The sequence below is a fragment of the Crossiella sp. SN42 genome (genome assembly GCF_023897065.1).
Lineage (GTDB): Bacteria > Actinomycetota > Actinomycetes > Mycobacteriales > Pseudonocardiaceae > Crossiella.
In genome coordinates, this window is the sequence record NZ_JAMHIV010000051.1 from 36871 (window position 1) to 51103 (window position 14233).

At 72.2% G+C, this 14233-nt stretch carries 9 protein-coding genes and 1 pseudogene; 4 read left to right on the forward strand and 6 right to left on the reverse strand.

Going from position 1 to position 14233, the window contains the following annotated elements; genetic code table 11:
* The first annotated feature begins 44 nt into the window (after positions 1–44).
* Complete coding sequence (locus M8C13_RS40855; protein WP_252486203.1) at positions 45–905, forward strand: class I SAM-dependent methyltransferase; 861 nt, start codon at positions 45–47, stop codon at positions 903–905.
* 7 nt (positions 906–912) lie between these two features.
* Here M8C13_RS40855 and M8C13_RS40860 read toward each other — a convergent pair whose 3' ends face one another.
* Positions 913–2265, reverse strand: a complete 1353-nt coding sequence (locus M8C13_RS40860) for a CoA transferase (RefSeq protein WP_252486204.1) — start codon at positions 2263–2265, stop codon at positions 913–915.
* Between the two features lie 81 nt (positions 2266–2346).
* Here M8C13_RS40860 and M8C13_RS40865 point away from each other — a divergent pair, with 81 nt between their 5' ends.
* Both M8C13_RS40865 and M8C13_RS44920 read left to right on the forward strand, forming a co-directional pair.
* Positions 2347–2964, forward strand: coding sequence for a class I SAM-dependent methyltransferase (locus tag M8C13_RS40865; protein ID WP_252486205.1), 618 nt, complete (start codon positions 2347–2349; stop codon positions 2962–2964).
* A pseudogene (locus M8C13_RS44920) lies at positions 2961–3440 on the forward strand (DedA family protein); the annotation flags it as partial. The gene M8C13_RS40865 and the pseudogene M8C13_RS44920, both read left to right, overlap by 4 nt.
* A gap of 119 nt (positions 3441–3559) precedes the next feature.
* Here the strand turns inward: M8C13_RS44920 and M8C13_RS45690 are convergent.
* The 5 genes from M8C13_RS45690 to add all read right to left on the reverse strand — a co-directional run bounded on the left by M8C13_RS45690 (position 3560) and on the right by add (position 12160).
* Positions 3560–4498: a patatin-like phospholipase family protein gene (locus M8C13_RS45690; protein WP_252486206.1), complete on the reverse strand. Its 939-nt coding sequence runs from the start codon at positions 4496–4498 to the stop codon at positions 3560–3562.
* The gene (locus tag M8C13_RS40880; RefSeq protein WP_252486207.1) at positions 4495–6870 is read right to left on the reverse strand and encodes an FAD-dependent oxidoreductase; all 2376 of its coding nucleotides are present in this window, start codon (positions 6868–6870) and stop codon (positions 4495–4497) included. The genes M8C13_RS45690 and M8C13_RS40880 overlap by 4 nt, the downstream gene beginning before the upstream one ends.
* 1 nt (position 6871) lies before the next feature.
* Complete coding sequence (locus M8C13_RS40885; RefSeq protein ID WP_252486208.1) at positions 6872–7969, reverse strand: alpha/beta fold hydrolase; 1098 nt, start codon at positions 7967–7969, stop codon at positions 6872–6874.
* A gap of 132 nt (positions 7970–8101) precedes the next feature.
* Entirely contained in the window at positions 8102–11044 is a 2943-nt protein-coding gene (locus tag M8C13_RS40890) for a LuxR family transcriptional regulator (protein WP_252486209.1), read from the reverse strand.
* A 102-nt stretch (positions 11045–11146) separates the two neighbouring features.
* Positions 11147–12160 (reverse strand): adenosine deaminase, encoded by a 1014-nt coding sequence (gene add, locus M8C13_RS40895; protein WP_252486210.1) that lies wholly within the window; start codon positions 12158–12160, stop codon positions 11147–11149.
* A gap of 234 nt (positions 12161–12394) precedes the next feature.
* Between add and M8C13_RS40900 the strand changes: the two genes are divergently transcribed.
* Positions 12395–14233, forward strand: a 1839-nt coding sequence (locus M8C13_RS40900; protein WP_252486211.1) for a Xaa-Pro dipeptidyl-peptidase, incomplete at its 3' end; no start/stop codon positions are given.

Genomic DNA, 14233 nt, shown 5'->3' on the forward strand with positions numbered 1-14233 from the left:
CCGAGAGGAGACCGTACCAACCGAGGTCATCCGAAGGAGCCCGAGTGGTAGCCCGTGAGGCCGAGTCGAGCGGACATCTCCTGGCCGGAAAAGCCAGTTTCGACCACATCTACGAACAGCACGACCCGCGCGCCTACTTCGGCACGCTGCGCCCCCTGGAGTACCAGATCCCGCACCACGCCCAGCAGGTCTTCCGCAGGCTGCTGGAGTTCTGCCCCAAGCCGGCCACCGGCGCCACGGTGACCGATCTCTGCTGCTCGTACGGGGTCAACACCGCCCTGCTGCGCCATGACCTGGTGCTCAACGACCTGTACGTGCGCTACGCCGAGGTGGACTCCTCCTCGGCCCAGGACCTCGCGGCCAGGGACCACACCTTCTTCCGCAGCCGCCGGCGCCCGAAGGCCCCGCGCACGGTGGGCATCGACCGCTCGGCCCGCGCGGTCGCCTACGCGCAGCGGGCCGGGATGCTGGACGTGGGCTTCGGCGAGGACCTGGAGCACGCCGAGCCCAGCGCGGGACTGCGCGAAGCCGTGGCGGAGACGAACATGGTCACGGTCACCGGCGGGGTCGGCTACATCACCCACCTGACCTTCCGGCGGCTGCTCGACTGCGTGCGCCGACCGCCGTGGGTGGCCGCCTTCGTGCTGCGCGGGGTGTCCTACCGGGCCATCGCCGAGGTGCTCGGCAGGCACGGACTGGTCACCGAGAAGCTCTCCAGCCGGACCTTCCGGCAGCGCCGCTTCGCCTCCGCCGAGGAGGCCAGGGCCACCGTGCACGCCCTGACCTCCGCGGGAATCCCGGTGCGGGACAAGGAGTCCACCGGCTACTTCCACACCGACCTCTACCTGTCCCGGCCGGCCGGGGAGGTGGCCGAGCGGCCAGTGGAGCGGCTGCTGGCCGACTGAGCAGGTCTCAGCGGAACGCCGCGGGATCCGCGCCCGGCCGGTGCGGCGGGTTGGCCCAGTACGGCGCCTGACCCGCGATCGTGCCCGCCGGGCGCGCGTGCCGGACCCGGCCGAACGGGGTGTCCGTCTCAGTCAGCAGGTCCTCGACCCTCGGCTCCGGCAGCGCCAGCCCGTCGTGGCGGCCGAGCCCGTCCAGCCAGGCCGCGGTGCGGGCCAGCGACACCTCGGCGTGCCAGGACCCGCCGTGCTGGGACCGGCGGCGCAGGCCCTCCACCGCGGCCAGCGCGGCCAGGTGACCGGTGGCGTGGTCCAGGATCTGGGCGGGCAGCGGCACCGGATGGTCGGCCTCGGCCGCGGTGGCCGTCTCGTGCGCGATGCCGGTGGCCACCTGCACCAGGCTGTCGAAGCCGCGCCGCCCCGACCACGGGCCCGCCTGGCCGTAGGCGCTGACCGACACCGTCACCAGGCCGGGGTTGACCGCGGCGCAGTCGTCAGGGCCAAGCCCGAGCTGGGCCAGCGCGCCCGGCCGGAACGCCTGGATGAGCACGTCGGCCTGGCGGACCAGCTCGCGCAGGGTGTCCCTGGCCGCCGGATCGCGCAGGTCCAGGTGGCAGAAGTGCTTGCCGAAGCCGGTGTCCACCACCAGCGGCTCGACCAGCTCCAGGTGGTCCGCGCCCACCCGGAGCACGTCCGCGCCGTGCCCGGCCAGTGTCCGGCCAGCCACCGGTCCGGCGATCACCCTGGTCAGGTCGAGCACCCGCACCCCGGCCAGCGGCCGGTCCGCCTGGCCCAGCGGGCGGCGCGGGGTGTCGTAGCGGCAGGTCAGCTCGATCAGCGGCAGCTTGGCCAGCGCGCGGGCCTGCGGCGTGCCGAGCCAGTCGCTGCGGGTGCGCTGGGCGGCGGCCGCGCCACCGGCGGCCAGCACCGCCTCCTCCACCGCCACCGCCGAGGCGGTGCGCAGCGTGGCGGCCACCTCGGACTCCGGCACCGCCAGCGCGGTCAGCACCGCCCGGTGGTGCGCGGGGTAGTTGCCGTGCAGCCGCACCCAGCCGTCCGCGGTCGGGTAGTCCCCGGACAGCGGACCCCAGACCGGCGGCGCGACGCCGTCGATCCGGAGGTAGCGCTCGCTGCGCAGGGCGACCGCGGCGGCCCGGCCGTCCACGGTGACCTCAGGGTCAGGACCCCCACGGGTCCGCCACAGCCTGGCCGCGGCCAGGGAGCCCGCCGCCACCACCGCGGTGGCCGCCTCGGTCACCTTGAAGATCGAAGGGAGGATCTCGTCCGGGCTGGTCACGGTGACCGAGGCCAGATCGGCGGGGTTCCCGCCGAGCACGCCCCACACCTGCTGGAGAGCGTTCATGAATCGAAGCTAGCCCTGAAAAAGCCCTGAGATCGGACATCCCCGTGCACATCACAGGCGGCGATAAGGCAGTCTGGTGCGGTGACATCAGCACCCCCACCACGCAGCTCGCTGGCCGTTTTCGTCTCCGCGGTCCTGCGGCAGCCGAGCCTCATCGGCGCGGTCGTGCCCAGCTCCCCGGCGCTCGCGGCCCGGCTCGCCTCGGTCGTGCCCGGCCAGGGTGAGCCGCTGGTGGTGGAGTTGGGCGCGGGCACCGGCGCGGTCAGCGGCGCGATCGAGTCGCGGCTGGGCGGCCGGGGCCGCTACCTGGCGATCGAGCTGGAGGAGGACCTGGCCACGCACGTGCAGGCCGCCTACCCCAAGATCGAGGTCGTCAACGCCAACGCCGCCGACCTGGACAAGGTGCTGGCCGACCGCGGTGTCGGCGAACCCGGCATGGTGGACGCGGTCGTCTCCGGCCTGCCCTGGGTGCTGATCCCGGAGCAGGTGCAGCGGCAGATCATCGGCCACGTCGCCGACGGCATCGGCCAGACCGGGGTGTTCACCACCTTCGCCTACGTGCACGCCCTCGGCATGGTCGGCGCGCGCAAGTTCCGCATCCTGCTGGAATCGGTCTTCGACGAGGTGCTGCTCACCAGGGTGGTCTGGCGCAACGTGCCGCCTGCCATCACCTACGTGTGCCGGCGCCCCAAGACATGATCGAGCTGCTGCGGGAGCAGCTCAGCGGGCTCCCGCCGCTGCTGGTGTGCCTGGCGGTCGGGCTGCTGCTGGTCGCCGAGGCCGCGCTGGTCATCGGCGTGGTCTTGCCGGGGGCGAGCGCACTGCTGGTCTTCGGTTTCCTCACCCAGCTCGGCACGGTGCCGCTGGTCCCGGCCATGATCACCGCCGGGGCGGCCGCGCTGACCGGCTCGCAGCTGGCCTACTGGCGCGGTCGCAGCCTCGGCGGCGAGGGCGACCTGCCGCGCAGCTGGACGGTCCGGCGGATCGGTCCGGCCCGCTGGCAGCGGATCACCGGCCTGGTCGGCGACTTCGGCGAGCGCGCGGTGCTGCTCGGCCAGTGGGTGGTCGGCGCGCGCACCCTGGTGCCCCGCCTGGCCGGCATGGCCGGGCTGCCGTACCACCGCTTCGCCAGGTGGAACCTGCCGGTCGCGCCGGTGTGGGGCGCGCTGTGGGTGCTCGTCGGCTGGGCCGCGGGCCGCTCCTACGAGCTGGTGGCGACCGTGTCCAGCTGGGTCAGCCTCGGCCTGCTCGGGGTGTTGCTGCTGGTCGTGGCGGTACTGGTGTGGCGGAGGCGTCAGCCCAGCAGCTCCAGCACCCTGGAGCGGCCGTGCTCGGCCACGGCCCGCGCGGTGTCCGGGGAGAACCGGACGAAGCCGGAGATGCTGAAGTCCGCGCTCGGCTCCACCAGCACCAGCTCCACCTGACGCTTGTCCGTGGCCCCGGCCTCGGCCAGCTTGTTCACCGTCTGCGCGTGCCGGAAGTCCTGCTCCACCGCGAAACGCGCCACGTTGGCGAACAGCAACCCGAGCGCCTCGTCCAGCGAGTCCGGCCGGTCCGTGGGCTGCCGCCGGGAGGAGGCGGCCACGATCACCGTGTCCGGCTCGTAGGCCAGCGCGGGGGAGAGCGGGGTGTTGGCGACCAGACCGGCGTCGGTGTACTCCACCCCGTCGATCTCCACCGGCGGGAACAGCACCGGGGCCGCCGCGCTGGCCAGCAGGTGGTCCACGGTCAGCTCGACCCGCCGGTACCGGTCGGTGCGCCGGTGCTCCGGCGGCAGCACGTTGGTGAACCGGGTGACGTGCCCGGTGGCGTGCTCCACCGCGGAGACCACCGCGACCACCTCGTCGTCGACCAGCAGCTCGTTCCCGGCGAGCACCTTGGCCAGGGTCTTGCGGGCCGGGGCGGTGTCCAGCAGCCAGGTCCAGCCGATCGCGCCCAGCGCGTTGCCCACCAGGTCCTCGGCCAGCCGCAGCAGCTGCCAGGGCCGCAGCAGCCGGTGCAGGTCGGCGCGGAAGCGGTACACGTCCGAGGACCCCAGCTCCGCCCACAGCCGTACCAGCGCGTCCGGCGCCATGCCCCCGGCGAGCAGCCCGATGTTCAGCGCGCCCGCCGAGGTCCCGGAGTAGATCCGCGGCGTGCGCCCCAGCTCGGCCAGCCCCTGCGCCACCCCCGCGCCGAAGTAGGCCGCCTGCGCCCCGCCGCCGGAGAGCACCAGCGCCAGCCCGCCGCTCACTCCTCGTCCTCCGGTCCGCGCGGGCCGTAGACCTCCCACAACCGGCCGAGGAACATCCGCCCGAACCGCTCGATGGTGCCCAGCGGGTCCGGCCCGGTCGCCCGGATCGTGCCCAGCTGCCGCAGGAAGTCCCGCCAGCCGATGTGCAGCACCCCGGCGCCGATCGCCTGGCCCGGGTCCTCGTCCTCGTAGACGTGCCCGGCGTGCAGCCACGCCTGCAAGGTCGTGGTGTCCGACCACAGGTCCAGGCCGGGGTCGTCGTGCAGGTCCTTGCGCCCGGTCAGGGTCAGCGGGTTGCCCGCCAGGTCGTCGAAGAACAGCCGGTAGTACATGTGCCGGGTGTCCGTCGCCGAACCCGGCACCAGCAGGTGGAACCGGCCGTGCGGCACCGAGACCCGGCCGCCCAGGTCGTCGCAGTGCAGCCAGCCGGTGGCGGTGGCGGTGTGGCTCGGGTCGTCCAGGAACCGGTCGATGTCCTCGATGGAGATGGTGAGGCGGAAGGTGAGCCCCCGCTCGTCCCGCCGCCCCACCAGCTCGCCCTGCCTCGGCTCGCTCTCCCCCAATGCGAACGACCCGGACATCTCCTCGGTGAAGGACAGCCCGGCGGAGCCGGCCGGCCCCCCTCGACCGGCCGGCTCCTCCTCGGGGACCCGCACCGCTCCCTCCGAACGGTGCGGGTCAATGGGCTCGACCGTGCTTCCGTGTGCTGGCCCCCCTCCCCCGAGGAGCCGGTCACAGAGACGGTCTGCCCAGGCCGCGATGGTCAGCGAGGGGTTCGGGCCCACCGGTCCCGGCATCGCCGCGCCGTCGGCGACGTAGAGACCCGGGTAGCCGAACACCTCGCCATAGGGATCACACAGGCCTTCGCCGGGGTGCCGCCCCATCGGCGCCCCGCCGAGCGGATGCACCGAGATGATCCGCTTGGTCAGCCACATCGGGTTGTCGTGGTACTCCCCGCCGAGCACCTCGGAGATGCCGCGCATGGTGGCGCGGACCCCGCCGAAGTACTCCAGGCTGGACTCGGTCGTCCAGTCGATGTCCAGCCAGCCGTCCCGCATCCGGACCACCCCGTCCGGCACGTCCCGGCCCATGCCCAGCAGCGGCACCGAGCTCTCGGTGAACACCCCGTCGTCGAGCAGCCCGGCCAGGTCGTGGGAGAGCGAGGCACTCGGCGAGCGGTCCACCGCGTTCAGCAGCCGCTTGGCCGCGAAGCCGAAGATCCTGGTCAGCTGGCTCGGCGCGTTGGCGGCCTCGACCAGCCAGGACACGAAGCTCGGGTAGCCGGCGTCCTGGATGTAGTGCCCGCGCCCGACGATCCCCTCGCCCTCCACCGCGTCCGGCACCCGGATCGCGCTGGTGATCACCGGTCCCCGGTTGGCCTCCAGGTCCCGCATCCCGTCCCGGTCCTTGGCCTTGATCAGGAAGGTCAGCAGGTCGCCGTTGCCGGTGAACCTGGTGCCCAGCGCCTTGCTCAGCCTGGGCAGCCGCGGCCGGTTGCGCAGCAGCAGGTGCAGCGTGCCGAAGGTGCCGGCGGCCAGCACCAGCTTGTCGCACCGGATGGTGGCTGCGGTGGTGCGGCCGTCCTCCTGGTGCCTGCGGTAGCCCACCTCGTAGCCGCCACCGGTCAGCGGGCGGATCACCCGCACCTCGCTGCGCTCGCGGATGTCGGCCTTGTAGGCGTTCGCCGCGGACAGGTAGGTGTGGTCGAGGCTGTTCTTCGCGCCGTCGTTGCAGCCGATGTTGCACTCACCGCACAGCCGGCAGGTACGGCGCTGCTCCCCGTGCAGGTTGCCGTACCACTCCTCCTCGATCGGCAGCCCGGTTCCCGGCTCGCCCCCTGGCCGAGCCGCGAACCGGACTGCCAGCGGCGGACGTTCGAACTCCAGGCCGAGCGCGGCCGCCGCCTCGCGCATGGCCTTCGTCCTCGGCATGTCCGAGAAATCCGGGTGGTCGAGTGGATACGGAGCAGGGGTGAGCATCCGTTCCACCGCGTCGTAGTGCGGTTCCAGGTCGGCCCTGGTGATCGGCCAGGTCTCGTAGCCGCCGCCGGGCAGCGGCTCCTCGTGCACGAACCAGCGCTCGTCCTTGCGCTTGAGCACGTTGGCGTAGATCAGCGAGCCGCCGCCGACCCCGGCCGAGACCAGCGAGGCGAAGCCGCGGAAGCTCCACACGTCGAACAGGCCGTACTGCTTGCGCGCCGGGTCCCAGAAGCTGCCCCGCATCTCCGCGGGGGAGCGGGCGAAGGAGCCGGGCGGGTACTTGCGGCCCCGCTCCAGCACCACGACGGACTTGCCGGCTTCGGCTAGTCGGTAGGCGCTGACGGAACCGCCGAAGCCGGTCCCGACCACCACCACGTCCACGTGTTCGGTCATCTCAACCGGCCTGCCGCTTGATGAAGTCGAGCAGGTGCGGGAAGACGTCCATGTCGGCGTGCTCGCCGATGAACGGGTCCAGGTGGCCGTAGCCGGGCAGGATGCGGAACTCGTGCCTGCCGGGCGCGATCTTCTCCAGCTTGCGGTAGCAGATCTCGTTGGAGTCGCCGAAGACCTTGTTGGTGTCGCCGGTGGTCAGCAGGATCGGCACGTCCACCATGGCCGCGTTGCCCAGGTAGTCGTTGGGCAGCTCCTCGTGCCGCTCGTCCTTGGGGTCGAACTTCACCGCGCGCCCGGCCAGGTACATCTTGCGCACGTGCCGGTAGTAGTTCATGCCGGTGCCGCCGCACAGGTCGCCGAGCCTGCGGTGGGTGACCTCCAGCAGGTTCTCGTGCCGGTACATCGCGGGCCAGCCCGCGCCCCACAGGTGACTGAGCACGTGGCAGGCGGCGACGTCGCACTCGCGGTGCAGGACGGAGATGGCCTTGGACAGCAGCCAGGCCCTGGTGAACCGGGGCGCGTTGCCCCAGTTCGGGTCGAAGTACTCGAAGCCGGCCACGTACTCGAGCAGGTCCGGCTCCACCGCGATCTTGGCCGCGGAGTAGGTGGACAGGGTCGGGGTGAGCCCCACGCTGTTGGCGACCACGCTGGTGACGCCGTCGATCACGCCGCCGAACAGGCCCATCAGGAAGGAGACCGCGCCGAGGCAGTGCGAGATCACGTGCAGCCTGCGGTCCGGGCCGATCGCCTTGCGGACGGTGCGCACCGCCTCGGCGCTGTCCCAGTGCGCCACGTCGTCGAGGGTGTAGCGGTGCATGCCGTGGTTGTACGGGTGCCGGTTGCTCAGCCGGCTGTCCAGCGACCACACGTCGCCGTAGCCGTTGTCCAGCAGGTAGCTGACCAGGTTGCGGTGCTCCGGCATGATGAACATGTCGCTGGACTGGGTCAGCCCGGGAATGAGCAGCACGACGTCCTGGCTCTCGCCGCGGTGGAAGCGCAGCAGGCTGAGGCCGAGGCCGTCTTCGGTGGTGAACGGGTGCGTGGACACGTCCGCGTCGCGCACGCCGTCGAGCGTGTACAGCGGGATCTCGCGTTTCATGGGTCCTTCACCTGACCATCGTGTGTGTGTCCACCATGGCCAGCCGACCTGCTCCGTGCCATCGTGGGAATCACTGACAAATCGTCCGGGTCAGCTTCGCTGAACTGCCCCGACCCGGACGAAGCTGTCGGTTCAGCCCCGGTCGTGAGCGTCCAGGGCGGGCCCGAGCACCCGGCCGACGCTAGCCCGCGAGGTCACACCGAGCTTGGTGAACACGTGCGACACGTGGGTCTCCACGGTGCGGATGCCGATGAACAGCTTCTCAGCAATCTGCTGGTTGGTGTGCCCGTCGAGCACAAGTCGCGCGATTTCGAGTTCTCGCGGTGACAATCCGAACGGCCCGCTCTGCTTCGGTCCACCTGGGACGGCCACCCGGACACCCAGGCGGCGGGTGGCCCGCAGCGCCTCGGCCCGCAGGGTCTTGGCCTTGCAGGCGGCGAAGGCCTCGGCCGCGGCGGCCAGCTCGGGCAGCGCCTTGACCCGGTCCTTGGCCGCGGCGTAGGCCAGGCCGGCGCGCAGCCGGGCGCGGGCGGCCTCCAGCTTGAGCCCGGCCTGCTCCAGCACGGCGGCGCAGCGCAGCGCCAGCTCGGCGGCGGCCACGGGATCGGTGCCGGTCAGCGCATGGGCCTTGACCAGGTCGGCCATCGTCCGGTTGATCGGCAGCGCGGGATCGGTCACCCGCTCGGCGCGTTCGGCCCAGCCGCCGGCCTCGGTCCAGCGGTTCGCCCCGGCCAGCAGGTGCGCCATGGTCTCGCAGAGCATCAGCAGCATCGGCTGGTCCCGCTGCACGGACTCCAGCAGGTCGCACACCTCGGCCGGGCCGGACTCGTCGAGGTCGCCGGTGTAGGCCACCGCGATCGCCTCGGCCACCCGCGCCCGCAGGCTCGGCCACTCGGGGACATCGCCACCGGCCTGGGTGGCCTCCGCGGCCACCCGCAGCGCCTCGGCGTGGTCGCCGGACCAGGTCAGCAGCATCGACCGGGAGCCCAGCGCCAGCGCCAGGGACTGCGGCGAGCCGCCGACCCTGGCCACATCGATGGCCTCCTCGATCAGCGTGAACGCCTCGTCCATGTCACCAAGCACCGCCACGGCCTGGGCCTGACCGGAGAGCACCGGCGGCAGGATGTAGTTCTGGCCGGTGTTGCGGGCGATGTCGGCCACCCGCTCGAAGCGGGGCAGGGCGTTGCGGTACCGGCCGGTGAGCAGGTCGCTGAAGCACAGCCAGGTGTAGGCGTCCAGCCAGGGCGCGAGGTCGGTGGCGGTGGCGGTGGCCAGCACCCGGTCGGCCTCGCCGAGCAGTTCCAGGCCACGCGCGCCGTCGCCACTGGCGATCGCGGGCATCGGTCCCAGGGCGGCGACCGCGTAGGCGATCGTGGACGGCACCTTGTCCACGGGCACCTCGCCGAGCAGCCGGGTCGCCTCTGCGTTCTCGCCGGACCAGGTGGCCTCCACGGCCAGCCGCAGGTACAGCGGCCCGGCGTGGTGCAGTTGATCGGCGGGGACGGCGCGCAGCTCCCGTTGCAACCGGGCGCGGGCCTCGACCGAACGCCCGAGCAGCCGTTCCACCTTGGAGTAGATGTGCCCCGCGACCATCGCGCGCTGCGGATAAGCCTGTGCGGGCAGCCGTTCCAACACGTCGAGCGCGGTGTCCCTGGCCTCGGTGAACTGGCTGCTCACGCCCTGGGCGCTGGCCAGCTCGATGAGCAGCTGGATGCGTTCGCCGGTGTTGGCCGGGATGTCGGGCAGCAGGCGCAGCGCCTGGGTCAGCCAGTAGGAGGCGGTCAGTGGCGCGCGCGGGGCCACCGAGCGGGCGGCGGTGGTCAGCACGCCGACGGCGTCTATGTCGCCGAAGCCCGCCGAGCGGACCACGTGCCGGGCCAGCTGTGGCGCGGGCGCGTTGAGCTTCTGCAGGTAGGCGGCGACCCGGCCGTGGGTGGCCATCCGCCAGCCCGCCGAGGCCGAGGTGTAGGCGGTGTGCCGGACCAGCGGGTGCCGGAAGCGGAACCGGCCCGGCGTGGGCGCGACCCGCACCACGTCCCTGGCGACCAGCTCGTCCAGCACGGTCAGCGCCTCGGCGTCGGTCAGCTCGGCCGCGGCCGCGGCGGCGGTGGGCTCGAACTCATCGCCCACCACGGCGGCGGCGTGCGCGATCAGCAGCGCCTTGGAGGACAGCTGGCCCAGCTCCACCTGCAGCGCGGAGCGGACCGCGTCCGGCACGTCGCGCAGCGCGTCCTCGGCGAGGTCGCCGGTGATCGGGGACAGCGGGTTGCCGTTGCCGTTCTCCGCCCTGGACAGCGCCTCCAGGTAGAACGGGTTGCCGCCGCTGGACTCGTACAGCCTGCGCCGCTTGGCCTGGCTCATCCCCGGACCGAGGAACTCCTCGGTCTCCTTCTGCGACAGCGGGCTCACCGTGATCCTGGTGCCCTGGTCCGCGGGCACCTGGGTCAGCGCGGTGCGCAGCCGCGCGGAGACCTGGGCCGGCCGGTAGGCGACCGTGATCACGACCTGCCCGCGCGGGGGATGCCGCACCAGGTAGTCGAGCAGCTCGATGGTGGCCTCGTCGGCCCAGTGCACGTCGTCGAGCAGCAGGGTCAGGCCGGAGGACTCGGCCAGCACCTCCAGCAGCGTGCGCACCGCCCGGTGCAACCGGTAGCGCGCGCCACCGGCGCCGGCTGGGATCGGCACCTGCGGCAGGTCCACGGTCAGCCCGGGGAAGACCGAGGACAGCAGCCGCGCCTCGGGCAGCGGCAACCGCCTGGTCAGCAAGCCGACCTGGGACTCGAGATGGTCATCGAGGGCGTCCACCACCGCGGCGAACGGCGCGTCCTGCTCGAACTCCGCGGCCCGCCCGGCCAGGGTCACCATGCCGAGCTCACGGGCCCGGCTGGCCACCTCGGCGACCAACCGGGACTTGCCCACACCGGGCTCGCCGACCAGCTCCACCAGGTGGAAGGTCTTGCGCGCGGAGCGCTTCAGCGTGGTGCCGAGGACCTTGAGCAGTGGCTGTCGTCCGACCAGTGGACGCAGGGTCGGGTCCGCCGTCGGGGTGATCTGCTGATCCCGCCGACCGGACATCGTTTCCGAACCCCCCACCCACATCGCCGCCGCGGGGAAGATTATGCCAGTCCCGCGGCGACGACGCGGAGCCGTCCGGTGGTGGGTTCTCCAGAGAATGGGCTAGCCGGGCAGGGTGACCGCGTCCAGCTCGGCCAGCAGAGCGGCCTTGGTGGCGTCACTGGCGAAGGACACCTCGACTCCGGTGCGGGCGATGTCGACCAGCTGTTTCGCGGTCAGGCCCATCTTCTCGTGCGCGGCCAGGTACTCGCGGTTGAGGTCGGTGTCGAACATGCCGGGGTCGTCGGTGTTGAGCACGACCGGCACACCCGCGGCCAACAGTTTTGGCAGCGGGTGCTCCGCCAGGTCGAGCACCTCGCGGGTGCGCAGGTTGGAGTGCGGGGAGATCTCCAGCGGGATGCGGTGCTCGGCGAGGTAGCTGACCAGCTCGGGATCGCGCACCGAGTGGATGCCGTGGCCGATCCGCTCCGCGCCGAGGTCCAGCAGCGCCGACCACACCGTCTCCGGGCCGGTGGTCTCCCCGGCGTGCGGCACGCAGTGCAGCCCGGCCTCGCGGGCCAGGTCGAACATGGGCTTGAACTGGCCGCGTGGCACGCCGATCTCCGGACCGCCGAGGCCGAAGCCGACGGTGTGCTCCGGCTGGTGCTCGCGGTACCAGTTGATGGTCCGCCAGCCCGCCTCCACGCCCTGCTCGCCGGGGATGTCGTAGATCCAGGTGAGTTCGACGCCGTGCTCGGCCGCGGCCCGTTCCTTGCCGGTGGCCAGCGCCCTGACCAGTGCCTCGTCGCCGATGCCCGCGTTGAAGAGGTTGACCGGGGTGACGGTGACCTCGCAGTAGCGGACCTGGTTCGCGGCCAGGTCCCTGGCCAGGCCGACCAGCAGGGTGACCACGTCGGCCTCGGTGGTGACCAGCCGGCCCAGCGCGCCGATGACGGTGATGAAGTGCGCGAAGTCGGTGAACTCGTAGTAGCGGGCCAGCTCGTCCCGTTCGGTGGGGACGCCGCGACCGGGGTGCCTGCGGGCGAGCTCCAGGACGGTGTCCACCGAGGCGGCGCCGACCAGGTGCACGTGCAGCTCCGCCTTGGGCAGGGCGGCGACGAAGGAACGCATGTCCATGTGAATGACCTTTCGTGCGGACTTGGCGGGGTGGGAGCGGAACCACCGCCACTACCAGGCCAGGTCGCCCCGGGAGTGATCGCTGCCGTAGAGCGGCAGCCGCACGTCGGAGGTCAAGGTCACCCATCCAGTCTCGACCAACCCCTGGGAGCAGGTCAACGGACTATTGACACGCGCCACACCTCGGGAAAGGGTGCCGGTGCCAACCAGCACACGTGATCATCAGGAGTGCCCATGAGGCGTGCTCGCAGTGTCCCGTTGACCGTGGCGGTCGCCCTCGCCGTGTTGCCGCTGACCGCGGTGCCCGCGCTGGCCGACCCGCCGAGCGGACCGGTGTTCGCCGACGGCGCCGCGCAACCGGTGTTCGACCCGAAGGACGTGCTGCGCGAGAACGTCTGGGTGCGCGCGCCGGTCGACTCCGACCGCGACGGCAAGGACGACGAGGCGCACGCGCTGGTGGTGCGGCCCAAGGCGACCACGGCGGGCCTGAAGGTCCCGGTGGTCTACCTGCCGAGCCCCTACTACGCGCCGACCAACGACGTGCCCAACCACAACGTCGACGTCGAGCTGCACGTGCCCAAGCGCCCCGGCCGCGACGGCGCGATCACCTCCGCCCGCACCGACGAGCGGGTCGAGGCGGCCGTGGGCGGTCCCCGGGAGAAGCCGATCCCGGTCTCCCGCTACGAGGAGTACTTCACCGCCCGCGGTTTCGCGGTGGTCTACGGCGAGTCCCTCGGCACCGGCGAGTCCACCGGCTGCCCCACCACCGGCGGCCGCAACGAGACCATCGGCGCGAAGTCCATTGTGGACTGGCTCAACGGCCGCGCCCCGGCGCGGGATGAGAAGGGCGCCGCCGCCGCGGCCACCTGGAGCACCGGTAAGACCGGCATGATGGGCGTGTCCTACAACGGAACCCTGCCCAACGCGGTCGCCAGCACCGGGGTCAAGGGCCTGGAGGCCATCGTCCCGATCGCCGCGATCAGCAGCTGGTACGACTACTACCGGGCCGACGGCGCGGTGGTCGCCCCCGGCACCTACCAGGGCGAGGACGCCGACGTGCTCGCCGAGTACGTCTACACCCGCGCCGACCGCGAGATCTGCAAGCCGATCATCGCCGAGGTCGCCGCCGCCCAGGACCGGATCACCGGTGACTACAGCGAGTTCTGGGACGAGCGCAACTACCTCAACGACGTCCGCAAGGTGAAGGCCGCGACCCTGGTCGTGCACGGCCTCAACGACTGGAACGTCAAGACCAAGCACGCCGCCCAGTGGTACGAGCAGCTCCGCAAGCAGGGCACCCCGCACAAGATCTGGTGGCACCAGTCCGGCCACTCCGACCCGTTCAGCCTCCGCAAGGACGAATGGCTGAAGACCCTCAACCGCTGGTTCACCCGGTACCTGTACGACCACCGCAACGGCGTCGAGCAGGAGCCCCGCGCCACCCTGCAGCGTGAGGACAAGAGCTGGGTGCAGGAAGCCGAGTGGCCCGCCCCCGGCACCCGCGAGGTCGGCTTCCACCCCCTCCCCGGCGGCAGCACCACCGGCGCCCTGTCCCACGTCGACGGCGTGCACGGCCGCCCGGTCCTGGAGAACATCGTCGACGACGCGACGAAGAAGGCCGAGGACCTGACCGCCGCCGCGGAGTCCCCGCACCGGCTGGCCTACTTCAGCGGTCCCGCCGCGGCCCCGCTGCGCATCTCCGGCACCGTCGGCGTGGATCTCAAGGTGTCCTTCACCCGCCCCGCGGCCAACGTGACGGCCCTGCTGGTCGACCGCGCCCCCGACGGCAAGAACCACATCATCACCAGGGGCTGGACCGACCCGCAGAACCGCCACCGCGAGGACCGCACCCAGCCCCTGCGCCCGGGTGTGCAGTACCGGGTCAACGTGGAGATGCAGCCGGACGACTACGTCCTGCCCGCCGGCCACAAGCTCGGCATCGTCCTGCTCTCCAGCGACTACGACTACACCCTGCGCCCCAAGCCCGGCGCCGGCCTGTCGGTCAACCTGAACCAGACCGAGTTCACCCTCCCCGTCGTCGGCGGCACTTCAGCGGTCCGCGCCGCCTTCGGC

Coding starts and splice junctions, on each gene's coding strand:
- M8C13_RS40860 (WP_252486204.1), bottom strand. CDS start 2,265: ATGAACGCTCTCCAGCAGGTGTGGGGCGTGCTCGGCGGGAACCCCGCC.
- M8C13_RS40880 (WP_252486207.1), bottom strand. CDS start 6,870: ATGACCGAACACGTGGACGTGGTGGTGGTCGGGACCGGCTTCGGCGGT.
- M8C13_RS40885 (WP_252486208.1), bottom strand. CDS start 7,969: ATGAAACGCGAGATCCCGCTGTACACGCTCGACGGCGTGCGCGACGCG.
- M8C13_RS40890 (WP_252486209.1), bottom strand. CDS start 11,044: ATGTCCGGTCGGCGGGATCAGCAGATCACCCCGACGGCGGACCCGACC.
- add (WP_252486210.1), bottom strand. CDS start 12,160: ATGGACATGCGTTCCTTCGTCGCCGCCCTGCCCAAGGCGGAGCTGCAC.